Annotated in this window: 23 protein-coding genes; 4 read left to right on the top strand and 19 right to left on the bottom strand. The window is 67.1% G+C overall.

All coding sequences use genetic code 11. The features are described 5' to 3' along the window. The first annotated feature begins 31 nt into the window (after positions 1-31). Positions 32-958, top strand: a complete 927-nt coding sequence (locus IBL25_RS04430) for an NmrA/HSCARG family protein (RefSeq protein ID WP_187777350.1) — start codon at positions 32-34, stop codon at positions 956-958. A gap of 179 nt (positions 959-1,137) precedes the next feature. On the opposite strand, the gene IBL25_RS04425 is transcribed toward IBL25_RS04430, so the two are convergent. The 8 genes from IBL25_RS04425 to IBL25_RS04390 all read right to left on the bottom strand — a co-directional run bounded on the left by IBL25_RS04425 (position 1,138) and on the right by IBL25_RS04390 (position 9,604). Further along, on the bottom strand, positions 1,138-1,440 hold the full coding sequence (locus IBL25_RS04425) for a hypothetical protein (RefSeq protein WP_194433609.1): 303 nt from the start codon (positions 1,438-1,440) through the stop codon (positions 1,138-1,140). Positions 1,441-1,846: 406 nt separating this feature from the next. Beyond that, a complete protein-coding gene (locus IBL25_RS04420) occupies positions 1,847-3,043 on the bottom strand; it encodes a Zn-dependent hydrolase (RefSeq protein WP_187777349.1) in 1,197 nt (398 codons plus the stop codon). Positions 3,044-3,253: 210 nt separating this feature from the next. Next, a complete protein-coding gene (locus IBL25_RS04415; protein ID WP_187777348.1) occupies positions 3,254-6,514 on the bottom strand; it encodes an error-prone DNA polymerase in 3,261 nt (1,086 codons plus the stop codon). Next, positions 6,511-6,969, bottom strand: a complete 459-nt coding sequence (locus IBL25_RS26815) for a hypothetical protein (RefSeq protein WP_187777347.1) — start codon at positions 6,967-6,969, stop codon at positions 6,511-6,513. Before IBL25_RS26815 ends, IBL25_RS04415 begins: the two co-directional genes overlap by 4 nt. 447 nt (positions 6,970-7,416) lie before the next feature. Then, entirely contained in the window at positions 7,417-7,701 is a 285-nt protein-coding gene (locus tag IBL25_RS04405; protein ID WP_187777346.1) for a ribbon-helix-helix domain-containing protein, read from the bottom strand. 9 nt (positions 7,702-7,710) lie between these two features. After that, entirely contained in the window at positions 7,711-8,133 is a 423-nt protein-coding gene (locus tag IBL25_RS04400) for a hypothetical protein (protein ID WP_187777345.1), read from the bottom strand. Further along, complete coding sequence (locus tag IBL25_RS04395; protein WP_187777344.1) at positions 8,130-8,801, bottom strand: helix-turn-helix domain-containing protein; 672 nt, start codon at positions 8,799-8,801, stop codon at positions 8,130-8,132. The genes IBL25_RS04400 and IBL25_RS04395 overlap by 4 nt, the downstream gene beginning before the upstream one ends. 68 nt (positions 8,802-8,869) lie before the next feature. Then, the gene (locus tag IBL25_RS04390; RefSeq protein ID WP_238940213.1) at positions 8,870-9,604 is read right to left on the bottom strand and encodes an SOS response-associated peptidase; all 735 of its coding nucleotides are present in this window, start codon (positions 9,602-9,604) and stop codon (positions 8,870-8,872) included. A 267-nt stretch (positions 9,605-9,871) separates the two neighbouring features. On the opposite strand from IBL25_RS04390, the gene IBL25_RS04385 reads away from it, so the two are divergent. Continuing rightward, a complete protein-coding gene (locus tag IBL25_RS04385) occupies positions 9,872-10,030 on the top strand; it encodes a hypothetical protein (protein WP_187777343.1) in 159 nt (52 codons plus the stop codon). 172 nt (positions 10,031-10,202) lie between these two features. Beyond that, positions 10,203-10,457 (top strand): hypothetical protein, encoded by a 255-nt coding sequence (locus tag IBL25_RS04380; protein ID WP_187777342.1) that lies wholly within the window; start codon positions 10,203-10,205, stop codon positions 10,455-10,457. Positions 10,458-10,656: 199 nt separating this feature from the next. Here the strand turns inward: IBL25_RS04380 and IBL25_RS04375 are convergent, their stop codons facing one another. The 7 genes from IBL25_RS04375 to IBL25_RS04345 all read right to left on the bottom strand — a co-directional run bounded on the left by IBL25_RS04375 (position 10,657) and on the right by IBL25_RS04345 (position 18,752). Beyond that, positions 10,657-11,652 (bottom strand): YsnF/AvaK domain-containing protein, encoded by a 996-nt coding sequence (locus IBL25_RS04375; protein ID WP_187777341.1) that lies wholly within the window; start codon positions 11,650-11,652, stop codon positions 10,657-10,659. Next, a complete protein-coding gene (locus IBL25_RS04370; RefSeq protein ID WP_187777340.1) occupies positions 11,649-12,155 on the bottom strand; it encodes a YsnF/AvaK domain-containing protein in 507 nt (168 codons plus the stop codon). Before IBL25_RS04370 ends, IBL25_RS04375 begins: the two co-directional genes overlap by 4 nt. Continuing rightward, positions 12,145-12,972, bottom strand: coding sequence for a hypothetical protein (locus IBL25_RS04365; protein WP_367615558.1), 828 nt, complete (start codon positions 12,970-12,972; stop codon positions 12,145-12,147). Before IBL25_RS04365 ends, IBL25_RS04370 begins: the two co-directional genes overlap by 11 nt. 241 nt (positions 12,973-13,213) lie before the next feature. Next, positions 13,214-13,396, bottom strand: coding sequence for a CsbD family protein (locus IBL25_RS04360; protein WP_187777339.1), 183 nt, complete (start codon positions 13,394-13,396; stop codon positions 13,214-13,216). A 161-nt stretch (positions 13,397-13,557) separates the two neighbouring features. Beyond that, positions 13,558-15,066, bottom strand: coding sequence for a PAS domain S-box protein (locus tag IBL25_RS04355; RefSeq protein WP_187777338.1), 1,509 nt, complete (start codon positions 15,064-15,066; stop codon positions 13,558-13,560). A gap of 309 nt (positions 15,067-15,375) precedes the next feature. Then, entirely contained in the window at positions 15,376-17,334 is a 1,959-nt protein-coding gene (locus IBL25_RS04350) for an AI-2E family transporter (protein ID WP_238940212.1), read from the bottom strand. Positions 17,335-18,005: 671 nt separating this feature from the next. Beyond that, on the bottom strand, positions 18,006-18,752 hold the full coding sequence (locus tag IBL25_RS04345) for a sulfite exporter TauE/SafE family protein (protein ID WP_187777336.1): 747 nt from the start codon (positions 18,750-18,752) through the stop codon (positions 18,006-18,008). A 99-nt stretch (positions 18,753-18,851) separates the two neighbouring features. On the opposite strand from IBL25_RS04345, the gene IBL25_RS04340 reads away from it, so the two are divergent. Beyond that, on the top strand, positions 18,852-19,766 hold the full coding sequence (locus IBL25_RS04340) for a LysR family transcriptional regulator (protein WP_187777335.1): 915 nt from the start codon (positions 18,852-18,854) through the stop codon (positions 19,764-19,766). Between the two features lie 252 nt (positions 19,767-20,018). Here the strand turns inward: IBL25_RS04340 and IBL25_RS04335 are convergent, their stop codons facing one another. From IBL25_RS04335 to IBL25_RS04320, 4 genes are all read right to left on the bottom strand, one after another. Further along, positions 20,019-21,179 (bottom strand): MFS transporter, encoded by a 1,161-nt coding sequence (locus IBL25_RS04335; protein ID WP_202986676.1) that lies wholly within the window; start codon positions 21,177-21,179, stop codon positions 20,019-20,021. A 240-nt stretch (positions 21,180-21,419) separates the two neighbouring features. Next, entirely contained in the window at positions 21,420-22,448 is a 1,029-nt protein-coding gene (locus IBL25_RS04330) for an ABC transporter ATP-binding protein (protein WP_187777333.1), read from the bottom strand. Further along, a complete protein-coding gene (locus IBL25_RS04325) occupies positions 22,445-24,124 on the bottom strand; it encodes an ABC transporter permease (protein WP_367615557.1) in 1,680 nt (559 codons plus the stop codon). Before IBL25_RS04325 ends, IBL25_RS04330 begins: the two co-directional genes overlap by 4 nt. Positions 24,125-24,174: 50 nt before the next feature. Continuing rightward, positions 24,175-25,515, bottom strand: coding sequence for an ABC transporter substrate-binding protein (locus IBL25_RS04320; RefSeq protein WP_187777331.1), 1,341 nt, complete (start codon positions 25,513-25,515; stop codon positions 24,175-24,177). Positions 25,516-26,277 lie beyond the last annotated feature (762 nt).

Here is a 26,277-nt window from a genome sequence, read left to right as displayed (position 1 = left end):
AGGAACCTTTGTTTAACGACGGAGGTTCTCCATGCCAAACCACAAGCAGCCGATCCTGGTGTTCGGGGCCACCGGTCAGCAGGGCGGATCGGTCGCTTCCGCGCTCCTCAAGGAAGGCTGGCCGGTTCGTGCCTTTGTGCGGAGCGTCCACGCATTAAAGTCCACCGCTCTTCGTGAGGTCGGTGCCGAACTAATGCAGGGGAATCTTGCGGATGTCTGCTCGATCCGATCGGCCATGAGGGGTGTCCATGGCGTTTTCAGCGTGCAACCGAGTTCAGGCCAGGGCGCCCTCTACGGCGTGAGCGATGAGGACGAAGTGCGCTTCGGCACCACCATCGCCGACATCGCCGTGGAGAGCGGAGTCCGTCATCTTGTGTACAGTTCCAGCAACGCCGTTGGTGACGAGCCGACAGGGATGGGGCACTTCGACAGCAAGGCCTGCATCGAGGCGCATGTGCGGACCCTGCCCATCGCCACATCCATCATCCGGCCTGCGGCGTTCATGGAGATGCTGATGATGCCGGGCTTTGGCCTGGACAAAGGCTGCTTCAACTTCTTCATGAGACCGGACCAGCCGATGCAGCTCGTGGCGGTGGAAGATATCGGCAGGATCGTCGCCGCGCTCTTCGCCGACCCTTTGCGGTTTGAGGGCTCGATCATCGAAATCGCAAGCGACGTGGTGACAGTCCAGGATTTAGAGGAGTTGCTCACCCAGGCGGCAGGAAAGCCGATCAGCTACTCTCGCTTCTCCAGCGAAGTGCTGGCGGCCAATCCTTTTCTGGCGAAGCTGACGGATCTTGTCGATGAGGGGCGATTGACGGGCTATGCGAACTTCGAGGAACTCCGCAGGATGAACCCTAGGTTGATGTCCTTTCGTTGCTGGCTTAGCGGGTGTGGCCGCGAGGCCTTTGAAGTGGCATTGGGGGCGGCGGGGGCGTGGCGCTACGGTCCAACGTAACGCGGTGACGACACGGTGTAATCCGAAACTCCGCCGTTGGAAGGGGGACTGACCAGAGGTGCTCGTTGGGGCATGAGGCGTACCCAGTGGTTTATGTCCGTTCCTGGGCAGGCAGGGGAGCCGCTTGGATGGCAGCTGTGGGCGCGAAGCGGCTGCGACAGGGGCTCCCGATGTAAGTGTCAGCCGAATGGGTTACTGACCTGAGGCACGTTCGGCTTGCCCTGGTCCTTGTCCGGCAGCCGGTCCCCTTCGCCCTCGAGCACCTGTACGACTGCCTCTAGCAGCGCCCGAAGGCGCCGGGCGTCCTCCAGACCCTGCCGGTCGCGCGTGAGGTCGGGCGAGCCGTACAGCGACACCCGGTCCAGCCGGTTCTCGATGGTGATGACCTGCGCAGCAAGAGCCGGGCGGACGATGTCGGGCGCCTTACCGGACGCGAAATGCTCCGGACAGCTGGTCGGTGCGGCAGCAGCGGGGAAGGGCACAGCCAGGACACCGGCGAGGAGAACCCAGCGGGCAGCGGAGACCCAGACCCGAGGCAGTAAGGAAGAACGGCCTTGCCCGCAGGCCACTGATGGCTGCGACCTTGGTCTGGCCCTTCCGGGCACTTTGACGATCCCGATCCGCACGACCACCCCTGTCGACATGGGTGACTTGTAGGCCCTCATTGGCCGGGCAGCGAGCCGTCCATGGTCCGCTCCCATAGCTGTCAGATTGCCGGGACTGACGGCGTTGCGGCCGGGGTCAGCCTGGCGGGCATACGTAGGTTCTGAAAGGCGCTGTCAGGTGGAACCATCCGAAAGGGCCATCTTCCACTACGGAGCTGAACCTTGACCAAAACACTGACTGGAAGAGTGGAGAAAGCCGGTTCATGCCTCCTCCAGTTCCATTTCAGCTGGCCAGGAAGCGCCGCGCCCCTTCCTCCAGCACCTTCATTCCCATGATGAGATCCTCGCGCTTGGTATCCTCCGACCAGTGGTGGCTGATTCCACCGATGGAGGGCACGAAGAGCATGCCGACAGGCAGCTTCCGCGCCAGGATCTGGCTGTCGTGAATGGCGCCGCTCGGCATAGCCTGCCAAGCCCCTGGGCAGAGGCTCTCCGCCGCAGCGCTGAAGGCCTTCACGATGCCAGGATCACAGATCGCCGCCTCGGAACGCCCGATCTCCTCCAGCACGGCCGGGCAGCGCTCGCGCCGGTTGCTTTCCGCCACGACCCGACGAAGGCAGTCTTCCATCCGGTCCATGACGTCCACTGACAGGTCGCGAAAGGAGAAGACGATCTCTGCCCGCCCGGGGATGATCATGGGCGCATTCGGCTCCAGCGCGATGCGGCCGGTGGTCCAGACACTGCGCTCGGCGCAGACGCGCGGGAATTCATGGTCGAGCATTCCCAGCAGCCGCACCGCGGTCAGCCCGGCATCGCGCCGCTCCCGCATGGTGGTGCCGCCGGTATGGTCCTGCTGGCCAGTGATGGTGATGCGGAACTGCCGGATCGCCACGATGCCGGTGACCACGCCGATCCTGAGACCGGCATTCTCCAGTTGCGTCCCCTGCTCGATATGCATCTCAAGCGCCCCCTTGTAGCGGGCGGGGTCGATGGTGATGCGCTTGCGTCCCGCCAACCCCACCGCCTCCAGGGCAGGGCGTAGCGGCTCGCCCGTATACCGGTTGCGGGCTGCGTCCAAGTCAGCTTCGGAAAACTCGCCGATCAAAGAGCGGCTGCCGATGAAGTCGCCCCAATGCGCTTCCTCGTCACAATAGGCGCAGACGTCGACGGGCAGTCCGGCCCGCGCCAGTTCCAGCGCGCCGATCACGCCCAGCACGCCATCAAGCCAGCCCGCATAGTTCTGTGTTTCGATATGGCTGCCGGACAGCAGGTGCGGGCCCGGGCCGCGATGCCGACCAAAGACATTGCCGATGCCGTCGATCGTGACGTCGAGCCCGGCCTCCTCCATCCGCCCGGCCAGCCACCGGCGGCTCTCGATGTCGTCCGCGCTGAACGTCGGCCGGTGCACACCCGTCTTGTAGGCGCCGATGCGCCGAACCGTATCGAGGTCTGCCAGGAAGCGGTCGGTATTCAGAGGCATGGCTGTCATCCGTGTTGCGACGCCAGACAGGGTATTCTCAAGGCGGCGGCCACGACAAACAGCCAAGCTCGCCGTATGGCTTTGCCATCTCATGGCAGAACACCAGGGTCACGCTTTGGCCACCCTGGTGTCCTCCGTCGTGGTGGCAGTCCACGGCGGTGCTACCGGAACAACCTGCGCTCGAGGCGTAAGCGGACCAGGTCTGGTGGCCTACTTGAAGTCCCTGGTCTTCTGCACGATCCGCGGCCGCCGTGACCCGGGCTCCGGCCGCCGCACCTCGTCGGCGTGCCCGAGGGTGCGATCCCATCCGGCCGGTGCGCCACCGATGTGGCCGAGGCTATCCAGCAGCTCGGAGCGGTCCTCCAGCCGGTCGACGATGAGGTGGATGATGGGTACCTCGGTGCTCTCCTCCGTCCGCTCGACGCGACCTTCGGCCAGCAGCAGGCGCCCGCCCAGGAGCGCCGCCCGGTCGCGCTCCGCGATGCGGTCGTAGATGACCAGGTTCGCCGTGCCGTGCTCGTCCTCGCAGGTGACGAACACCACGTTGCCTTCGCCGGGCCGCTGGCGCGTGATGGTCAGGCCGACATGCCGGACGCGCTTGCCTTGCCGGAGGGTGGCGAGATCCTGAGTGTCGACGCAGCCCATCTCGGAGAGCACAGGGCGCAGCAGCGCCAGCGGATGGCGTCCGAGCGTCAGACCGGCCGCCGCGTAGTCGTTGACCACCCCTTCGCCCTCGCGCTCGGGTGGCAGGTCCGGCTCCGGTTCGACCTGTAGGGGCACGTGGTCCATGCCGGAGAACAGCGCCATCTGCCTGCTCTCCACCGCCGCCGCCTCCCAGGCCGCCGCGCCCCGGTCGCGGTTCAGGCTGCGGAAGGCATTGGCGGCTGCCAGCGCCTCGATGGTCGGGCACCCGACACCGGCGCGAAGGGCGACCTCGGCAATGGAGGCGTAGGGCACGCCGTTGCCGAGGAACCGCGCCTCCTCGATAGCCCGGCCGTCTTTGGCCGCCAGCCCGCCCACCAGCCGCATGCCGAGCCGCAGCGCCAGCCCGTCCGTGCTGTGCCGGTCCGGCGTGAGATTGTGGTCCCAGCGGCTGGCGTTGACGTCGATCTCCAGGATGACGACGCCGTGGCGCCGGGCGTCGTCGATGATCTGCGCGGGCGCGTAGAACCCCATCGGCTGCGAGTTCAGCAGGGCGCGGGCGAAGACGCCGGGGTGGTGGCACTTCACCCAGCTCGAGGCGTAGACGAGGTGCGCGAAGGAGGCGGCGTGGCTCTCCGGGAAGCCATAGGAGCCGAAGCCCTCGATCTGCGAGAAGACCCGCTCGGCGAAGTCGCGCTGGTAGCCGCGCCGGACCATGCCCTCCACCAGCCGGTCGCGGTAAGCCGTCACGCCCTGGGTGTGCTTGAAGGTCTGCATGGCCCGTCGCAGCTGGTCGGCCTCGTCCGGGGTGAACTTCGCGGCGACGATGGCGATCCGCATCGCCTGCTCCTGGAACAGCGGCACGCCCAGCGTCTTGCCGAGCACGCGTTCCAGCTCGTCCTTTGGGCCGTGGTCCTGGCCGGGCGACGGGAACTCCACTGGCTCCTTGCCCGCCTTCCGCCGCAGGTACGGGTGCACCATGTCGCCCTGGATGGGGCCGGGCCGCACGATCGCCACCTGGATGACGAGGTCGTAGAACTTCTCCGGCCGCAGCCGCGGCAGCATGTTCATCTGCGCCCGGCTCTCCACCTGGAAGACGCCGACGCTGTCGCCGCGCCGGAGCATGGCGTAGGTGGCGCCGCACTCGGGCGGCAGGCTAGCCAGGTTCAAGGAGAGCTTCTTGTGCTCCTCGAGGAGTTCCAGGCCGCGGCGCAGGCAGGACAGCATCCCGAGGCCCAAAACGTCCACCTTGAGGACGCCGAGGGCGTCGATGTCGTCCTTGTCCCATTCCAGGGTGGTACGGTCTTCCATCGCGGCGCTGGTGACCACCGCCAGCTCGACCAGTGGCCCTCGCGTGATGACGAAGCCGCCGACATGGGTCGCGATGTGGCGCGGCGTGTCCTGCAACTCCTCGGCAAGGTCGAGCGTCATCGAGAGCCGCGGATCCTCGTCGGGCTGGAAGCCCTCGAGTTGGGCGACCTCCCGCAGCGAGAGGGCGCCGCGGCCCCAGCCCAGCTTGCTCAGGCGGCCGGCGACGTCCTCGGACAGGCCCATGGTCTTGCCGACCTCGCGCACGGCGCTGCGGCCGCGGTAGCGGATGACGGTGCCGCAGATCGCCGCCCGGTCGCGGCCGTAGCGGTCGTAGATGTGCTGGACGACCTCCTCGCGCCGCTCGTGCTCGAAGTCGATGTCGATGTCCGGCGGCTCGTCGCGGCTGGCGGAGACGAACCGCTCGAACAGCAGGTCGTGCTTGGCCGGATCGACGGCGGTGACGCCGAGCACAAAGCAGACGGCGGAGTTGGCGGCGCTGCCGCGGCCCTGGCAGAGGATGCCCTGCTCGCGAGCGAAGCGGATGATCTCGTGCACGGTGAGGAAGTAGGGCGCGTAGCCGAGCTGGGCGATCAGCCGCAACTCGTGGCGCAGGCGCCCCTGGACGTCCTCGGGCACGCCGTCCGGCCAGCGCTCCGCCGCCGCCTCGAGCACCCGCGCCTCCAGCGTCTGCTGCGGCGTCTTGCCCGGCTCCATGATCTCGTCCGGGTACTCGTAGCGCAGCTGGTCTAGGCTGAATCCTTGCGCCGCCTCCAGCACGCGAACCGTGTTCTCCAGCGCCTCGGGATGCCGGGCATAGAGGCGCCGCATCTCGGCCAGCGGCTTCAGGCATCGCTCGCCGTTCGGCTGGGCATGGAGGCCGAGGTTGTCGATGGTGACGGTGCGCCGGATGCAGGACATCACGTCCGCCAGGCGGCGCCGGTCGGGATGGTGGTAGCGCGGGTCGGTTGTCGCCAGCAGACCGGCGCCCGCCGCCCGCGCCATCTCCGCCAGGGGGCCCATCCTTTTGCTGTCGTCGCGGAGGACGGACGGTGCCGCCAGGAACAGCGGCAGCGCCAGCCGATCGCGCAGCACGGCCGCATCGTGGGCCAGCCGCCGCGCGAACGCGGCGTCGGGCGCCACCGGCGGGACGGCGGCCATCGCCCAGCCCTCCGTGGCGGCGAGTAAATCCTTGCGGGTGATAGGGCACTCTCCCTTGGGCGCCGACATCCGCGCCTCGGACAGCAGGCGCGTCAGGCGGCCGTAGGCGGCCCGCGAGGTCGGCCAGACCAGGTACTCGGCGCCGTCCAGCAGCTGCAGGCGCGCGCCAACCACGAACGGCAGCCCAATCTCCTTGGCGGCGACATGCCCGCGGACCACCCCGGCCAGGCTGTTGCTGTCGCAGAGGCCGAGCCCGGCGTGACCATAGACCTTCGCGGTCGCGGCCAGCTCGTGCGGCGACGAGGCGCCGTTCAGCAGGGAGAAGTGGGAGCAGGCGCCGAGTTCCGCGAAGCCGGTCACCCCCCGGCCCGGTGCAGCGGCGCCGGGGGCAGGCGCGAGATGACGAAGCGGGACCGCGCCAGATGGTCGGCGATCCACTCGGCAGCGAGCTTCGCCGTCAAATCCTTGGTGCCGGGGGTCGGCTTGCCGCGGGCGTCGTGCCGCAGCGCGTAGGCGAGGCAGGCGACGACATCCTCGCGCGGCACCGGCTTCGCGCCCTCAGGGGCGCCGGTGTGACCGTGGTCCAACTCAGGGCAGGGCGCCCGCTTCGCCAGAACGTCGAGAGCTTCGGCCAGGTGGCTGGCGGGCAGGGAGGGCCAGACCGCCAGCACGGCGGCCCGTGCGGCTTCCAGGGCTTCGTCGGGGCTGCGACCAGAGGCCAACGAGGCTTCCCGGGCTGCGAGGAGAGATTGCCACAACGCGGGGGCGATCCAGGCCGGTGGAGTGAGCGGGGCGGAAGGATCGTCGTCGGGCATGATGTTGCGGGCCTTGGGCAAGTGACAAGCCGGTAGAACATAACAGGAACATATTCGCTCCTGGAAGTCCGTTTGATACACGGAGCCAGCCGCTTGATCTAAATTACTGTAAAGGCGCCTGCTTTTTGGTCGCAGCCTCAGCAGACGAGGATCTCGAGGACAGAGCGAATCGGTGATGACCGGCTGAAGCCCCAGCCGGTCGCAGCCGTGCTACGGGCGCGACGAAGGTCGCGTCGGCCAGCTCAGGCGCGGCTGGCCTCGCTCATAGTGAGGTGGGCGGCCTCCAGCGCGGCAAGCAAGCGGGCACCCCTGGACCGCCGCTGCATTATCGCTGCTGTGGCCGTCGTCCATTTGTTTGCGGGCCGTCTCGATGCCCTTGGCCAGGCGGTCCCGGCACTCGGCCACGTGCTCGTTGGCCTAGCCCAGGGTCAGTTTGGCGTCAGTGCGCTAGGCAGCCCAGGGGCAGCACGTCCTGGCGCCTCGCGCCTTCCTCCGCTCCAACATCGCATGGATTTCCACCTCGCCTTCCGCGAGACCGACGAAGTTCTCCGCACTGCGCCGCTCGACCAGCTTCCGCAGTGCCCGGAGTTCCGCGTCGCGCTCCTCGACATCGTGCCGCAGAAGCTCAAGCCCTCGCCGGAGGACTGCGGCGAGGCTGGGGTGCTGTCCGCTCTCGACCAGGGAGCGCGCGAAGGCCGCCTCGTCGTCGGTCAGCGAGATCAATGTCTCCATGGCTGCCTCTCACTTCGGCCGCGCCATCTCGGTCTCGACCCAGAATGCGAACTCCTCGAGACGGCTCAGGAGGGCCTCGGCGTCAGCCTTGCTGCGGGCGCGCGTCCCGTACTGCACCTCGTCCTTCTCGCCCAGGATCCGACGAAGGTTGGTTTCCTGGGCGGTCGGGAGGCGGTTGCCGAGGGCGTCGCGCAACGCCTTCACTGCGGCGGCGTGATCCTGCTGGTTCGCCCTCCCCGCGTACCGCGCCGTCAGGGCATCCGTGAACGCGATCACGGCGTTGACGATCTGGGACATCGCGGGGTTGCCGATGTCGCCGTCCTCCGCCAGCAGGACCTCGTTCCGGGCCGCCTTCAGGTAGGCCCGCGCGATTTTCAGGCGCTCGGTCCCGAAGGTGGCGTCGACGCTCTTCGCCGCGCCCTTCCTGGTCATGCGGCTACTGTTCCCGCGGCGCGTGCGAGCGCCATAGCTAAGTCGTCCGGGCGCTGGCCGACCAGGGGCACCGCGTCCCGAGTTACGCCCATCCACCAAGGGTCGCACTGGCCCGCCAGCCTCGCCACGTCGTCGGTCCCCAGCGCCACCACCGAGGGGGAGAAGCCCATCCTACCGGCTGGTGCCACCAGCGCGTCCCGGAAAGCGTCTGCCAGCCGAGGCAACGCCGCAGGCTCGCCCACCAGCGCCAAGTCGAGGTCGCTGTCCGCCCGGTCCTCGCCACGCGCGACGCTGCCGAACAGCCAGAGCGCCACCAGCCCCGGCCCGGCCGCCTCCGCCGCGCTCCTGGCGCCCTCCAAGATGTTCTGGAACCGCCGCTCCTCCGCTTCGAACAGCGCGGACAGCGCGGGAGCCAGGGGATGCTCCGGGCGCAGGCGGTACAGCACGCTCCGGCCGGTTCCGGCCGTGTCCACGGCGCCCGCCCCCACCAATGCCTCAAGACCTCTCGCCACGCTCGCCTTGGCGAGACCGGTGCGACGGACGAGATCCGGAGCGGAAAGCTGGCCGCCATGCCGCGCCAGCTCGCGCGCCAGCCGGACCCCAGCGTCTGTGCCCAGGATGGAGGACAGGGGGTATCTCTGCGCGCTCTGGCTGCTTGCCCTTGCCATGGATTGATTTCAGCCCTTTCCAAGATATCGTAGGGGCGGTGGGTTTCGATAACAAGTCATAGGTCTCGTTATCGGGCCTTACCGGGATGCTGCCGCCTGCACGAGGAAGTGCTCGTCGCCAGGGCGACACCGCACCGCCGCTGAGGTGGAGAACCCGAGTAGTCGGGTTCCTTGCGGTTGCCCTTGGACACGATGAGCATGTCGGCGTCCGGCAGCGGGCGCTGCAGCTCGCGGGCGACCTCCCACGGCGCCTCCAGCCAAGTGTCCATCTCGTCCGGCGTGGTCAGCAGCACCGGCATCGCCTTCGGGTGGATGGCGCCCACGGTCTCGTTCGGGTCACAGGTCAGGAAGCCGTAGAGCTCGTGCTCTCCCTCGACCGGGTTCGACTTGGGGCCACGGGTGCCGGTCCAGCGGGTCCAGATGCCCGCGAAGGCGAAGAGCGGCCGTTCCTCTGACAACGCAAACCACACCGGCGTCTTCCGAGGCTTGGTGTCCTCCCACTCGGAGAAGGACGTCACCGGCACCAGGCAGCGGTGCCCAGGGCCGAGCCACCGGCGCCAGTGCGGGCTGCGGGTGTTGCGGATGTTGGTCACCGGGTGGCCACCGTACTGCTCCGGGCCCGGCATGCCCCAGCGCAGCATGGCCAGCTCCCGCTCACCGTCCTCCGCCTGCCGCACAACCGGCGCCATGCTGTCGGGGTAGATAGCGGGCAGGGAAGGGAGGTTTCCGGTGCAGTCCCGTGTGGCTCGGGTCAGCTCCAGGATGGCTCGCTGGTTGCTGGTCATGGAGTAGAGATTGCACATCGCCTGTCTCCCGAAGGCGTGGATTCCTGCTCCGCGCCCTGGGCACCGTACCTGCCTGCACCGCCGTCCAGAAGCCAGTCAGCTGCCGGGCGCCAGGCTTGAATGATGGAGCCGGGACAACAGGGCGGCAGATCGGTGCCTGCCCTGAGTCATTCATCGCGTTTGTGGTGGCGGTGACCTCTGGACCTGCTTATCCATCGGGTAACGAACTCACTGACCGACGGGCATCCATGACGCTGGCGGTCAGGAACCGTACCGGAGGCGACGATGGACGCGACCCGTACCGTGCCTTCTCCTGAGGATGAAGCCGAACTCGACGCCATCCTGGGGCTGTTGCTTGACGAGGCCGCGGCTGACGTCGAGCGCTGTGACTACCGTGACCTGAGCGGCCCGGAACTCTGGGCCTATCTGAATGACCGTGGATAGTTCGACTAGGTCGGCTTAGCGCATAGCAGTCCCCACATGAGCAGGTTCGACTTCCTGAAAACGGACATGAGCCGCTGGTAAGGAAGCCCATATCGTCGAGAGGCGTTGAGGCGAGGGGGCAAGCACGAAGTGACACTTACCGGAGCGGCTCCCTGTAATGAGGAGCCGGAACATGTCCCTCTCGTCCTTCAACATCTACAGGAGCCAGAACGGCGATGTCTGGCGACTGATAAAAAGTGAGGCCACAAACCTCATGTTCATCCGGCATGAAGCGAACCCGGCTTCGGGCGGCCATGTCACTGAAATGAGCATAGAAGAATTCTTGAGCTGCAATGGCTCCGGCCCGGAGTATGCGGCGACAAGAGAACTTCTCAGGAATTTACCACATGAAACAGAAGCGCTGACTTCCTCTGCCTTGTCCCGATAGGAAGGGCGTCCATGACTGCATCGCGGCTTCGGATGGAGAAAAGCAGCCGCATCCTTTGCGCAGGAGGGCTGGCCCAGTCCGCCGCCCAGCCACTCAGCACGCCCTCGCCGGAAGCGGTTCCGCTGGCCTAACTAGGCGCTCGTTGCAAGGGGGGCGGGGCAGAGTAGATCCTGCCCCGCCCCTTCAGATACTTGGTCGCTCAGTCTTTCCGCGTGGGGTTCGCGCCGCTGATGTTGGTGCCGAGCGCGTCGTCAACGGCGCGGCTCGCCACCGTGCCCGGCGGGTTGCTGTTCCCGGCCCCGGCGGCACCAGCGCTGCCCGCAGTGCGGGCGCCTGTCGTGTCGTCGATCTCGACCTCCTGGCGCCGCACCGTGTCATGCACGGTCTCGACGTGCTCCCCGGTGTCCTTGCGGATCGAGACCTCCTCCACGACGCGGGCTTCCTTCGAGACAATCGCCTCCTCACGGTGCTCCGTGGCCTCGATGGTCTGCTCGCGGAAAGCATCGTCGGCGTCCGTCAACGGACGGTCGACGGCGCGGCGCTGCACCTCGACACGCTCCTCGCGCAGGGAGACCTGCTCGGACACAGGCGTCTCGACCATGTAGGAGCGCACCCGCACACGGCCGCGCTCCACGTCGCGCTTGCCGACCCGGATCTGCTCCTCGACGATCGGGATGACCTGCTCGCCGCCGACCTGCGTGGCGCTCCCCGTCGTCGCGGTCCTGTTCTCCAGCCCGGTCTGCGCGGCCACGCCCGTGGCTGCGACGCCCAAGCCGGTGGTGGAGGGAGAACTCGCAACGGTGGTATCGGCCGCGGCGCCAGCCTGGTAGCCGGTCCAGCCGGACTGCCGCCACTCGGCCTCGCGGCTGTCCAGGTCCACGGCACCCTGGTTCTCCAGGATGCTCATGGCATCGTCGAGCATGCCTTCCTCAACCTGGGCGGACACCACGGTGCTGCCCCGACGCATGCCTTCAGCATAGGCGTAGCGGTCTTCGTCCGGGACAAAGAGGTCTTTCAGCGTTGCCCACAGGCCTGCGTCCTGCGTGCCGGACGCGGGTGCAGCCGTAGTGGACGTCGTCTCGGCCGCGTAGACCTGGACGAGGTCGCGGTCGATGTTGAGTTCCTGCGTCAGCCGCTGCACCGCCTGATCGGCTTGGCTGCGGCTGTCGAACATGGCGGTGATCATGCGCATCATGGCTTAGGCTCCTCGTTGTTGCCGTTCATGGTGGCCGTCCCGGGTGCGGGTTCACCGGCCTCCTGGGGTGGCGTTCTCGCAACCGTGGCACGCTGCACCCGCCGTTCGACGGTCTGCTCCACGGTCTCCTCGGTATCGACGAAGCGCAGGCGGATCTCCTCCTTCAGGACGAGGCGCTTCTCGACGACGAGGATTTCCTCGACCACGGGGATGACGAGCACGCCGTCCTCCTCGCGGGCTTGCGGCGCTTCCCGAACCTCGTGGCCGAGCATGACGCGCTGGACTTCCGCGCGCCGGGTGCGCAAGCTCTCGCGGACGGTCTCCTCCGCCGTCTCGGTGGTCACCGACACCCGGACACGGCCGGTCTCCACCGTGCGCTGGCCGACCCGGAGAACCTCCTTGGCGAGCGGGATCATCTGCTCGACCGGCTCGGCCGCTTCGCGCTCGCCGGAGGGCGCGGCGGTGCTACCGCCCCGTCCTCCTGTGTTGCGATCAGGCGACACGCGTGTTCCGGAACGCGAGCAGGTCGCGGGTGCCGCGGCGCGCCCCGATCACCGCCGCAATTCCGCCGAGCAGCATGATGCCGAAGATCGAGAAGCCCGCGATCGAAGCACCCCGTGCGGCGGCGTCCGCTGCGCGCCGTGCCGTCTCCTCGGCCCGCTGCGCCGCCTGGGTCGCCTGCTGCTCGGCCTGCTGCACCCGCTGTTGCGCGTCCTGCGGGCTGATGCCGTACTCGGCGGCCACCAGTTGGTTCAGGCGGTCGCGGTCCTGCTGCGACAACTGGCCGTCCGTCACGCGGCGGGTCGCCAGGGTGCCGATCTCGGCCTTGCGCTGGTCGGAGGTCATCGCCGCAGGGTCACCACCCGAGCCGCTCAAGGCGCCCTGCACACGATCCACCACACCCTGGGCTGCCGACTGCAAAGTGCCGGTGCTGGTCCGGTCCGCGACCTGCTGCCCTGCGGTGGAGGCAACCGACCCGGCACCCCGGGCGACGCCGCCCAGCAGGTTGGACGCACCGGTGGTGGCGGTGGAGGCGATGCCCGACACCAGGTTGCCCAGCAGCACCGCCGAGATCAGGAAGGTGGTGCCCCACACGGCCAGACCGTGCAGCGTGCCGTCAGTGTTGTCGGAGGTGCCGGACAGGCGCGCGGCGGTGTAGCCCCCGACCGCGAGGCCGATCAGGTTGGACACCAGCACCCAGATGGCCGCGCCGATGCCGAAGGACGAGGCGGCAGGAGTGTCGCGGGCGGTGGCATCGACCGTGGTGGCGCCGACCCCGGCACCGAGGGCGTTCAGCATCAGCCCGACTGCGAGCGCCACAACGGCGCCAGCAATGACCGCGCCCCAGGACACGCGCGAAAACAGCGAGGGCGCGCCCTCTGGCAGCACGGCCGTGGCAGTTGCCGGTCCCCGGGACCCTGTGACTGTGGTTTGCATGTTCGATGGCTCCCGCCTTCGCTGGGGGTGTGAGTTTCCGGGTGGGACGTGACCCGGATTGATGTGCGTGACAGGCCGACGCCGCCGGTTCTTCGGCGGCCCTCGCTCACGAATGGAGAGACGTCTACTTGTCCGCGGCGTCCCGCAGCGTGTCCTTCGCACCACCGACGGTGTTCTGGACCTTGCCAGCCGCCTTCTCGGTCGTGCCTTCGGCCTGTATCTTGGTGTCGCCGGTGATCTTGCCGATGGCTTCTTTGACAGACCCCTTCACCTGCTTGGCAGCGCCAGCAATCCGATCATTGTCCATGTTGAGCGTCCTCAGGAGGAAGGCGTCGCACTGCAGGCCCGGAGCCAGGCAAGACGGCACCACTGGCGGTTCAACACGCAGCGGCAGACATGGTTCGGCCGGGGCGCCAAAACGTCACGGCTGCCTCTAGTCGTGCTGCACCATCTCCTGGTGCCAGAGGACTAGCCTGCCCTGCGGAGCTTCTTGGGGCCCGAAGCTTCACCGAAGAAGCCGCGCTCGCGGGCCCAGACGATCAGCGCTGACCGGCTGCGAACCTGAGCGCGGCGATAGAGGCTCGCCATGTGGTTGCGCACCGTGTTCCGGGCCACCCCGAGCCTTGCGGCGATGGCAACATCGTCCAACCCTTTGCAGACGAGTGCGAGCACTTCCTTCGCGCGTGCAGGCAAGGCGTCGATCTCTTCGACTGGCGCAGCCACTGAGCTTCCAGGCCGCCGCAAGTGCGCCAGCTTGTCCAGCACGACGTTCGTGAACCAGGAGGTGTCCTTCATCACCTCCTCGATGGCGGCCACGATCTCCTGCTCGGTGCGCTTGCGCTCCGTGATGTCCTGCACCGTCAGCAGCACGCAATCCTGCCCGGCGATATCCACGGTGTCGGCAGACACTAGGCAATCGAGAACGTTGCCGTTGCGTGTGCGCAGGCCCATCTCGTGGTTCCTGACCGAGCCTGTCAGCTTGATCTGCTGCTCGAGCGCCAGCCGCTCTGCCTCGTTGTCCCACAGGCTCAGGTCGTCCGGCCTGCGGCCAATGAGTTCCGTCTCAGGATAGCCGCTCTCCCGAACAAACGCCTCATTGACCGAGAGGAAGCTGCAATCGTCGCGCAGCGCCACCACGGTGGGTGTCGCCACCAGGCGAAAGGCCTTCGCGAAGCGCTCCTCGCTGTGGCGCAGGCTCTGGTGCGCCTGCTGCCGTGCCGTGAGGTCGGCGAAGGTGAAGAGCATGCAATCGGTATTGCCCACTTCGATAGGCTGGCCCGCGACGAGGACAAGCTTCTCGCCCCCATCTGGTAGCTGAAGCGTGGCCTCCATCTGCGGGATGGTGCGGCCTTCCCGCAGGCGCTCGACAGCAAGTTCCCGACGTGCGGCATTCTCCAGCACGTCGATCTCGAGGCCGGATCGCCCGATGACTTGATCTTCCCCGTACCCGGTCATCTCCAGGAAGCCGCGGTTGACTTTGATGTAGCGGAGGTCCGACAGCCGCAGGATGATGGCGGGGGCAGGGTTGGCGGAAAAGGTTCGCTCGAAGCGCTGCTCGGCGTCGTAGCGCTCGCTCTGGTCGTCGATGATCAGGACAAGGCAATCCGGCATGCCTGCCGCGTCATTCAGCACCAGGCTGCGGATGTGGTGGGTCCACTGCGGATCGGGTGCGCCCGCGGGCGCAACCTCCACGGTCACCTCGTCGAACACCTCACCCGCGACCACCCGCTCCATGGGGTACTCACCCGCGGGAAGCCGGTGCTTGTTCCTGTAGCGTAGCTCGAAGCGCGCCCGGTACTCGGACACGGTGGCGCCAAGATCCTCGACCCGCTCGACGCCATGCATCCTGAGCGCGGCCTGGTTTGCCCAGGTCAGTGTCTGATCCGGCTCGATCAGGATGACGCCGTCGCGCAGGCCGGACACGATCAGCTGAAGCTGGTGATGGAGCAGCCCTCGAAGGGCATTCTGCTCAGCCATGAAGCCTCCCTGAATGACGTCAACGTCTGACCCGGCGCTTGTGTGGCGCCCTCTGCTCCTTTGCCTCTTCGAGATGCCTCTGCCGCCGGTCAGCTTCTCTGATGAGGGCTGGAAGAGGATGTCCATGCGGCCATGCAAGCCGCACGGACACGGAGAGCCTTGTTACTTCGGCATCGGCGGCTGAGTTCCCATCTCGGCTCATGATGCATCGGATTCCTGCGGCTTCAGACGGCACTACCAAGTATCGTGGCTTGGCTGGCCATCTGGCAGGAGCTTGGCGATAGATGCTTGTTGGCCTGATAGGCGGAATCAAACCGGCCCCTCTTCCGAAGCAGGCTCCTGCTGCATGACCACAGCCCCCTTGGCCGGGTCCTGAGCGCCCGAAGCGGCGACCATGAGGCAACGGGTGACCGCGTCACGCAGGGAGGCCGTGTAGTAATCCGCGCCGACGGCCTTGGCTTGGGTTGCATCGCTCAGCACCGCCTCACCTTCCGGCCAGAGGCCGACAAGCATGGGTATGCCCGGGAGGCGCTGCTTCAGGCGGCGCAGGAGGTAGCGCAGATGGGCGGGGTTGCCGCTGATGTCGAGGTAGGAGATGCAAACCATTGCGACCCCGGCGGTGTCGAGGCGCCCAACCTGCTCGCGCGAACTGGCTTCGTGCGGGACCACGCGGGCACCGAGGCCATGCTTGGTCAGCAGCTGCGCCAGCATGGCCGAGGCGGATTCATCCAGCGGGCCCCGTCCGGCAAGGCAAAGCACCGGGTTGTCCGAGGCCCAGCTTCCCACACGCTCGGTCCGTGGCGGCAGCGGCACGTCGGGTACAGGCAGGTGCGGAACGGCCTTTTCGGACACGCTGGTCCCGGCGGGTGCCGCACCGGCCGCCTTCTGGTCTTTCTCCGGCGGATTCTGGTCGGGAACGTCCGACAGGTCATTCACCAGGCCCGACACGGCCATCCTGATACGCTCCAGCCGCTCCGGCCGCAGCACGCCGCGCTCCAGGTCCGTGGCGGCGAGGCGCAGGCCCCTCAGGGCCACCTCGTCGTAATAGGCGGTGAGCGAGCGGTCCTGGAGCAGGGTCTCCGCCTGGGCCAGTGTCTCATCCGTGTCGCCAGCCAGGACGCGCTGGTAGAAGTTCTGCACCGGCGTCAGCGCTGGGCGGTCCCCCAGCAGGACATCGAGGAACTCTAGTCTTTCCACATGCCGCCCCAGTACCACGAGGCAGAGCGTCAGGGGCGTGGCGAGGATCAGCCCTATGGGACCCCAGAGCCAAGTCCAGAAGATGGCGGCGACGATGACCGAAACAGGCGAAAGGCCGGTGCTGTGGCCATACACCATTGGTTCGACCACCTGGCCGATGAGGGGCTCGGAAATCAGGAACAGCGCGGCCGTCCAGACGACCATGGACCAACCCGGCTCCGTGCCCGCCGCCAGCAACAGGGGAAACGCGGCGGCCAGGACGGCGCCGATATAGGGGACGAAGCGGAACAGCGCGGCGAGGATGCCCCAGACGATCGGGCTGGGGACCCCGATCAGGAACAAGCCGACCGCGACCAGCACACCGAAGCAGCTGTTCACCATGAGCTGGGCCAGGAAGTACTTGCTCAGCCGCCGCCCGGCGTCGTCCAGCGCCTCGGTGGTGCGGTGCAGGTCGTTGGAGCCGAACAGGCGGATCAGGCGGTCGCGCAGGTCCTCCTGCTGCAGCAGCACGAAAATGCTGACGATGAGGACGATGAAGGTGGTCTCCAGCGGGCCGAGCACGGGCGAGATGAAGGTGCGCGCGAGGTCGAGGGCCGAGGACTCGGCGGGGCGGACCTCCACCGGAACAGGGCGGGTCTCGCTGTTCGCGCCGGTGCTTGCCCCCGGAAGGGCAGGCGCATTGCCGCTGCTAGGTGGTGAAGCGGTGGACGGTGCCTCGGGAGCCGTGGCGGCCTCGTTGTTGAACCTGCGGGACAGGTCGTTGATCCGGCCCAGGAAGGTGCCCTGGACGTTATCCACCTTTTCCTGAATGACGCGCTGATAGCGCGGTGCGTCCCGGGCGAGGCTGGCGATCTGCACACCAATCACGCTGCCGATCAGCGTGATGGTGCCGAGCGCGAGCATGACCGCCATCAGCACGGCGGCGACGCGCGGCAGGCTGAGCCGTCTCAGGAGCGCCACCACGGGGGCCAGCACGAAGGAGAGGAGAACGGCGAGCGTGATGGGGATCAGCACGTCGCGCGCGAGGTAGAGCGCACCTACCGTCACCACGCAGACCACGACGGTCAACAAATGTGCGGCATCAGGACTTGCCGGTGGCTGCACCTGGGCTGGAGGGCGCGGCTCTGAACCGAAAGCTGTACTCATGGGGCATGCTCCGTGCCGCAGGAACCGGCCGGACAACGCGCTCTTGGAGATTGCGGTTACAAAACCATCGGCGCCGCATGGAGGCGCCGAAGAGTCGCAGCGGACGCTCGGAGCTGCTTTGGGCAACTTGGGATCAGTTGTTCCACCATCGCTGCCTCTCCCGCTCCGCTACCCGGCTCTAGCGGTCTGTTGTTGCAGGGAGGTCACGCTCCTTCCCGGCAGTGACTTGAGTGCCTCAAGCATTGCCGCCGAGTTCCCATGCCCCGATGCCGCACAGGCCACAGAGGCGAGGATGCACAACGTCTTGGAGAGAATAATGGCTGCGGAGCAATCTCGGACATCCGAGCAACCAATCAGCTTTCCGCATAGCGGACATTGATGGCCTATCGTTCCAGTTCAGTCCTGCTCCATCATGTCGCGCAAGCCTGGCGAAACGATAGGGAAGCAACCCTCGATCGTGTTGGTGGCAACTGTCGGAGCTAAGGCGGGTACCATCGGAGGTATAGCCGCGTCGAAGAGGGCAATGACGACGCCAGCCAGCGCGAGCACCAGGATAACTCCTGGGCGCGCGGCATCGGGCGTCGTTGTCCTTCCTATCATGCCACTCCCCTCCAGAGCAGCTCCCCGCCCAGCGCCAGGAGGCCTAAGAAAAAGCAGAGCCGGAACGTCTCCGGACGGACCCGTGCCCGCAGCCATCCGCCGAGCGCCATGCCAGCGAGCGCGGGCAAGAGGGCAAGCAGTGAGGTGCCCGTGATGGCGAGCGGCAGTGCGCCATGCAGGGCGAGACCGCCCGCCAGGGCAAAGGTGGACACGGTGAACGACAGGCCGAGAGCCTGCACCAGGTCGTCGCGCTCCAGCCCAAGCGATCCCAGGTACGGCACGGCCGGGATGACGAACACGCCTGTCGCCCCTGTGACCAGCCCCGTCACCGCACCCACCAGCGGCCCCGCCCAACGCTCCGCCCCGGGAGGTATGCACAGCCGCAGCTTCATCAGCCCGACGACGGCGTAGAGCACCAGCGCCGCGCCGAGGCCCGCGGTCGCGGCGTGGGCGGCCGTGCCCGCGATGATCCCCGATCCAGCAAGGGTGCCCACCACGACGCCCACCATCATGGGCCAGAGGCGGCGCAGCAGGGCGCCGAAGCGCGGCCCGGCGAGGAGCTGCCAGATGTTCGTCACCAACGAAGGCACCAGCAGCATGGCCGCGGCCTCGACGGGCGGCATGGCGAGGCCAAGCAGGCCCATGGAAACGGTGGGCAGGCCAAGGCCGATGACGCCCTTGACCAGTCCGGCGAAGAGGAATGTGCCTGCGATGAGCAGGACGAAGGGGAGAAGGTCGGTCATGGGCAGCGATGCTGCGGCTAGGCATCCCTGCGCCACAATGCGGGAGTAGCGTAGCCAGCCTCAGCCCTTTACGAAGGCAAGCCGACCGGAGCATGCCCGATGCACTTCGACCTGACCGACCTACGCCTGTTCCTTCACGTGATCGAGGCAGGAAGCATCACGGCAGGCGCGGCGCGCTCTGGCCTCGCCCTGGCCTCCGCCAGTGCCCGGGTTCAGGGGATGGAGGCGCAAGCAGGCATTGCTCTGCTGGAGCGCGGGCGGCGCGGGGTCGAGCCGACACCAGCGGGCCGTGCGCTGCTGCACCACGCGCGGCTGGTGACCGGGCAGGTGGAGCGAATGCGCGGCGAGTTGGGCGAGTACGCCCGTGGGCTGAAGGGACATGTCCGGCTGCTGGCCAACACGGCCGCCGCGACCGTGCATCTGCCCGAGATCCTCGCGGCCTTCCTCGTCGCGAACCCGAATGTCGATGTCGATCTGGACGAGCGGCCAAGCCCCGAGGTGGCCCGGGCCGTGGCGGAGGAGCGGGCCGAGATCGGGATCGCGGCCGGGCACGCCGACCTGTCAGGGCTGGAGGTGATGCCGTTCCGGACTGATCGGCTGGTACTGGTGGTGCCGCCCGGTCACGCGCTGGCAGGGCGTGACGGGATCGCCTTCGCGGAAGCGCTGGGGAGCGAGTTCGTGGGCCTCTCCGGCGACAGCGCGCTCGGCGGGCACTTAGCCGGGCATGCGGCACGGGTGGGGGGACGGATGCGCACGCGCGTGCGGGTGCGCGGGCTGGACGCTGCCTGCCGCATGATCGCACTCGGCGCAGGTGTCGCCGTGGTGCCAGAGGCGGCGGCGAGGCAATGGGATGAGCGCGGCTCGCTCGTCGCCGTGGCCCTCGAAGATCCTTGGGCCGAGCGGCGCCTCGTTGTGGCCGTGAAGCGGCTCGCCGCGCTGCCGTCCCATGCGCGACGACTGGCGGACCACCTCGTGGCGGCTGGCTCAGGGAAGGCGCTCCTGCCAGCAGAATGACCTAGGAAGCGCTGCGGCGGCAAGCCACCCCAGAACCTAGGCTCCTTCGGACCGATCCCGTGGAAATCGGCCTAAAGGGGCGAAAGGGTTACCTGCGGACAGGATCTGAGAGCCAGATGCATATCCGCTTTTCGGCACTTGGCTTCAGAAGCAGCCATTCCGCTTCCGGCCGGACCCGGTCGCTGTGCGCCCAATGCAACCACCTACATGGCTGCCGAGTAGGGCGGAAGCAGTGATGCCGCTCTGGTCCAGCTACACCTGACGAGTCCGAGACTGGTGCCGGTACATCGCGCTGGCGACCGTCGAGGTGGCGAGGAACATCAGGCCAGCGACAGCGACCGACGTTGCTGACAGGGAGGCCGCGGTCAGGATCGCGCTGGCGACGATGACGCCGGACGAGTTGGCGGTGCGCAGCAGGGCGAAGACCTCCGCCCGCCGGTGCGGTGGAGCCAGCGTGTCGAGAGCAAGCGAGTAGTAGGTGCCAAGCGGCGCCAGGACGGAACCCACCAGCACAGCGCCGAGAACGGTCATGGCGACCGACTGCTCGAGCGCCACCAGGGCGGCGCCCAGGGTCATGATGGAGAGTTTTGCCACCACCGCCATCCGCGTGGCCATGCGGTTGCGCAGGCTGACCCAGATCCCACCGGCCACCGAGGCCAGGCACAGCGGCACGGTGAACAGGAACGCTAGGGCTGGCTCGTAGCCGAACCGCAGCGCTAGCGCGACGGCGCCGATTTCAATGGCTGCCACGGTGGCCCCACCCGCCGCGGCACACATGAGCCAGAGCAGGATGGACGGGCTGAGCACCGAACCCCCGGCATGGAGTACGCCTTCGACGGAAGTGGAACGGGTCTGCGGCACCAGCAGCATCGGGATGGCGCCCAGGCCCGCGAGCGCCAGGACGGCGAAGACCGGCGAAATGGTGCCGAGGCCCGAGGCCGCCACCGGCGCCAGCACGAAGGTCAGCTCGTTGAGCGTGGCCGCGATGCCGAGGGCACGGGGAAGCCGCGAGGCAGGTGCCAACGCGTTGAGTACGGAGCGCAGATACCCGTGGGCCGCGCCGTTCACGGAGCCCCCGACCACGGCGGCCAGGATGAGCCAGATGAACGGCGCCCCGCCTGCCGCCAGGGCGGAGAGCAGGACCAGGGCCGCGGTGCGGACGCCCACCAGCACCCTCAGGAAGGTGGCAGCGGGCCAGTTCCTGCCGAGCCGGGCGATCGGGACCGCCCCCACCACCTGCGCCAGTGTCATGGCCAGGACGATGGCCGCGCCGCGGCTGGCGTCGCCAGTGAGGCCCAGGGCAACCAGCGAGAACGCGATGGGCCCTGCCGCCTGCGGCACGCTACAGGTGGCGGAGGAGATGAACCAGCGGAGCAGCCGCCAGCGGTTGGACGCTGCGCTGTCAGCAACCATTCGGGAACCCGCCATCGTGCTCGGCAGTGATACAAGGGGCCGCATCCGGCGAACCGCCACAGGCCTTTGCGCCTGCCGCCCAGTCATGACTTCGGCTGACTATGCTGTCGACTATCTGCAAAGCAACGGCATCGCCCGTACCGTCAGCCTGCGCTTGGAGCAGCTGTGTAGAACATGGCCCATCACGCCTCCCTCCACGCATGATGGCTAACCGTACCACTACACTCCGGGACTAAACACCTAGATGACCGAGACCTGACGCGGATCCACAACTATTAGAATGGCTGCGCCGGGTGCCAATGGTTCACAGCCGCGCTGATGGGTTTCCTCGGCGATGAGGGTCAGGCCGTCGAGGTCCAGAGTGTAGCGCAGGTGCCCGCCCAGGAACTCCGCACGCAGCACCTTGGCAGGCAAGGCCCCAGGTTCGGCCACCCGCACAAGCCTCATGCTTTGTGGACGCAGCGCCAGGGTGGCACGGCCGTCGGCAGCCGGTTCAGCCAATGGCAGCACGGCGCGGCCGACACGGAAGACGCCGCCAGTCACCTCGCCCTCAATCAGATTCGCCGTACCGAGGAAGCCCGCCACGAAACGGTTTACGGGGCGGTCGTAGAGCTCCGTCGGCGGGCCGACCTGCAGCACCTTGCCGCCGTCAAGAACGGCCATGCGATCGGCGGCGGCGTTTGCCTCCTCCTGGTCATGAGTGACCAGGATGGTGGTCAGGCCCAGGCGGCGTTGGAGCTCCACCAGTTCCTGCCGTACCCCGGCGCGCAGGGCGGCATCGAGATTGGAAAGTGGTTCGTCGAGCAGCAGCACCTCAGGTTCGATCGCCAGAGTACGGGCGATGGCGACGCGCTGCTGTTGGCCACCGGATAATTGTGCTGGGCGGCGGTCGATCAGGTGCGCGAGTCCCACCAGGTCAAGTGCAGCATGGACCTTGCGGTCGCGGTCGGCGCGCGAGATGCCGCGACGGTCCAAGCCGAATGCCACGTTCTGCCCCACCGTCATGTGCGGCCATAGCGCGTAGTTCTGGAAGACCAGGCCAACGTTGCGGCTCCAGGGCGGAACACGGGTCATGTCCTTTCCGCCGATCACAATACGGCCTTGATCGGGCGTACCGAAGCCCGCGATCAGCCGCAGCAACGTGGTCTTTCCACTGCCCGATGGGCCAAGGAAGGCAAAGAACTCCCCCTTGCGCACCGAGAGAGAGACATCTTCCAGCACCCGCGTGGCGCCGTATCCAAAGGATACGGCTTCGACCTCGACGCTCATGCGGCCTCCTGGCTTTCAGACGTTCTGACGCGGCGGCTGCGCTCGCGCTCGGCGACTGCATGTGCGCCCCATGTGCAGAGCGCGACTGCGAGCACGGCGATGACGCCCAGTGCCGCGCCGGGGCCACGGCCTGCGGCACTCTGCATATAGATGTAGATCCCATAAGCTATCGGTGCATCGACGTCGCGTGTCACCAGAACCAGCGTGGCGGAGAGCTCCACGGCGGCGGTGGCAAAGCTGGTGACGAACGCCGCTGCCAGCCCACCAGCCATCAGGGGCACGGTGATACGGGTTAGGGTCACGGCCTTGCTGGCGCCAACATTCTCCGCGGCTTCCTCCAGACTGCGATGCACCTGACGCAGCGCGGCTGTAGCACCGCGCAGGGCGTAGGGCAGGCGGCGGACCGCCAGAACGATGATCAGCATGCCCCACCAGGTGGCCAGCGAGTCACCTCCAGGCAGATGGGTGTCGAAATAGGTGCGCAAGATGCCGATGCCCAGCACCAGCCCAGGGACCGCCAACGCCGACATCGCAGCAAGGTCAAGCAGCTCCCGACCGGGCAGCTTGGTGCGATGTACCAACCAGGCAATCACCACCCCCAGCACCACATCGATCAGCGCGGCGATGCCGCAGAACAACAGGGTGTTGGTCAGAAATTGTGGTGTCTCGCGCAGTACGGTGCCGTAGTGGGCCAGGGTGAAGGCGTCGGGCAGCGGGCTGAAGGACCAGATAGTCGCCAAACTTAGCAGCAGGATGCCGATATGCGGCGCCAGCACTAGGAACAGCACCGGCACAACAAAAAGCCAGGCCAGAAGCTTGCCGCGCGCTGTCATGCGCCGATGCGACAGCCCACCACCGCCGCGCTGTGCCGTGGCGTAGTCGCGCCCGCGAAGCAGCAGGCCCGAGCCGACCATGGCGGCGAGCGATACCGCGATCAGGATCACGCTGATCACATAGCCCATCGGATCAGCCAGCCCGACCGAGGTCACGCGCAGATAGGCCTGCGGCGCCAGCATATTGGTGACATTGAGCAGCAGCGGCGTGGCAAGGTCGTCGAAGACCTTCACGAAGACCAAGCTAGCGCCTGCGAGGTAACCCGGAAGCGACAGCGGAAGCACGATGGTGCGCAGCAGGGTCAGGCCGCGCGCGCCCAGGTTTTGTCCGGCCTCCTCCATCGACACGTCGATGTTTGCGAGCGAGGCCGAAAGGTTCATCAGGATGAAGGGGAAGTAGTGCAGCGACTGGACGAAGATGACGCCGTTAAGCCCCTCCATCAGGTCCAGGCGGAGATCGAACCAGTCCATCAGCAGCAGATTGACGGTGCCGTTGCGGCCGAAGATGAGCTGCATCGCCACTGCGCCAACGAAGGGCGGCATCACCAGCGGCAGAACGCCCAGAGTTGCGATCAGCGCACTGCCAGGGAAGCGATAACGCGCCAGGATGACTGCCAATGGTACCGCCAGGACCGAGGCGAAGACAACGCTCATCCCTGCGACATAGAGACTGTTCCAGAAGCTTTCGATGAACAGGCTGGTGCGGAAGAAATCGGCGAAATGGATAAGGGTAAAGCCGCCTGCCGGGTCGAGGAACGCGGTCAGGATCACCCGCCCTACCGGCATCAGCAGGAAGGCCAGCAGAAAAGCCGCGACCAGCGTCGCGGCGATCACTTGGCTCACACTGGCCTCGAAGCGTAGCCGCGCCCTCCAGGGGCGCACCAGGGCCGCGCTCACCGGGCCCGCAGGGCCTGTTCGGCGAGGCGCTTGCCCTCCGCATAGGCCGCTACGGTTGCGCGGTCCCATTCCTCCTCGAACTGCGCCTGACGGCCCGCAGAAGGCTGGTCGGGCTTCGCCGCGCGGAAGGCGCCAGCGACGGACTTGTCAGCGGCCTGGGCCTCGGTGACAGGAACGGTGGTCAGCTTCGCGCGGGCCTCTCCCAGCAGGCGCAGCCCTTCCGGGCTGTTGCTGCGGGCTAGTTGCGCTTCGGCGGCCCGAACCGCCTTCCAGGCATCGACCAGCTCACGGAGGCGGAAGGTGATGGCGCGGTCGAAGAGGCTGTTGAGCAACTCGTACCGCACTTCCGAAACGTCATTGTCGAACTTCACCCGGGCGCCAAGGCTGGGATTGGTGAAGGGGTTGGGAAACCCAGCCGGGGCCTTGGCATAGATTTCGGCACGCACCGGCAGGCGCATCACCTTGGGGTCGAGCAGGATCTGCTGGCCCTCGGGCGAGAGCAGGAACTGAATGAAGGCCTGGGCGGCATTGGGGTTTCGCGCGCCCTCGATCATCGCGATGTTGGCCGGTACCAGGGTGGTGACCGACGGGTAGACGAAGTCTACCGGGAACCCGGATGCCTTGGCCGAAAGGCCGAAAAAGTCGATCACGATCCCCAAGCCGTACTGCCCGCTGTTCACGGCATCCGGAACGCCGAAGCTGCGGTCGGAGACCTGTGCGAAGTTTCCAGCCATTTCCAGCAGTTGAGCCCAGCCCTTCGCCCAGCCCTTACCCTGGAGAATGGTTTCGATGGTCAGATGGGTGGTGCCCGATCGGCTGGGAGCGGAAATGCCGACATGCCCCTGATAGACGGGCTTCGTTAGATCCGCCCACTCCTTCGGCTCGGGGAGACGGTTCGCGCGCAGGTAACGCGTGTTGTACATGATGCCGTAGCCGCTGACCGCAAACCCGAAATAGCGGCCATCCGGATCGTTGGTCGGCTGGCCCCCGATGCGTTCGGGGATGCCAGACGTGTCGATGCGTGGCCTGGCAAGCAGATTGCCCTGCTTGAGCACCTCGAAAGCATCTGGGGCACTGGCCCACATCAGGTCAGGCGGGCTGGATCGCGTCTCTCTGATGAAAGCGACTGCGGCATTCGTGTTTCGGTTCTGGATCTCGACTTTGGTGCCCGGATGAGCCTTCTCGAAGGCCGTGGCGAAGGGGGTCGTGACGTCGCGCGAGAAGCTGGTGACCACCACCACCCGTTGTTCGAGCTGAGCGCTGGCCACCCTCGGCAGCAGGGCGGCAGCGCCGCCCGCAGCGAGCATGGCGCGGCGTGACAGGACTGGTCGCGGCATGGTGTACCTCCCGTTCGACAGGCCTTTTGAAGGTGGGCCTGCATTGATTTTCAAGCAATCTGACATGACGCCGCATGCTTAGGAATGGGGTTGTCACGTGTTCACCCGGAGAGGCTTTCGACTACCCACCTCTGACGCGCGGCGGTAATTCCCATGCCGCCGCACAACTGGTTCTCACAGGAGCTGGCGCCAGCGGGGCCTGCTGCTAATCCGTTGCCCGAGGCAGACGGGGCAGATCTACTTCAAAGGCATGTTGCAGTGCCGGGCAACCGAAGGTTCCGGCCGCCGTGCAGAGCATGGTGGATCGCGGCCTGATGGTAGTCAGCGCCGGTTCGCCGCACATGGCCCGCGCCCACTTCACGGAGGAGGGTCTGGAGGCGCTGCGCTGGCTGGCGTCACAGCGCAGTAGGCTGGCCCCTGGGCAGTTCGCCCATGTCCAGCAGGAGCTGAGACTGGGGGTGCCGCAGGCGGACGGGTAGCCGCCAGGCGCCTGGTCGCCTTCTGGTCCACTGGCTCATGAAGGCGCCGCGGGCATGGAAGCAGCATGCCGCGTGACGCGACCTCGACCCGATGCCAGCCAGCTCGAGGAGATAGCGGCCCTGCTGGAGGCCAGCGGGCGGTATCGCATGCTGCACCGGGTCAGCGCCCACGAGCCCCTGGACGTCCCTGCCGGTCCCGGTCGATTGGAATGGTTTGGGACCAGCCCGCCGCTTAGTCGGGTTGCAGCTTCCGCTCCTGAACAACCTTCTTATAAACCTCGTA

Source organism: Pseudoroseomonas ludipueritiae (genome assembly GCF_014490445.1).
GTDB classification, from domain to species: Bacteria; Pseudomonadota; Alphaproteobacteria; order Acetobacterales; family Acetobacteraceae; genus Pseudoroseomonas; species Pseudoroseomonas ludipueritiae.
This window is presented reverse-complemented; position numbering and strand designations above follow the sequence as displayed.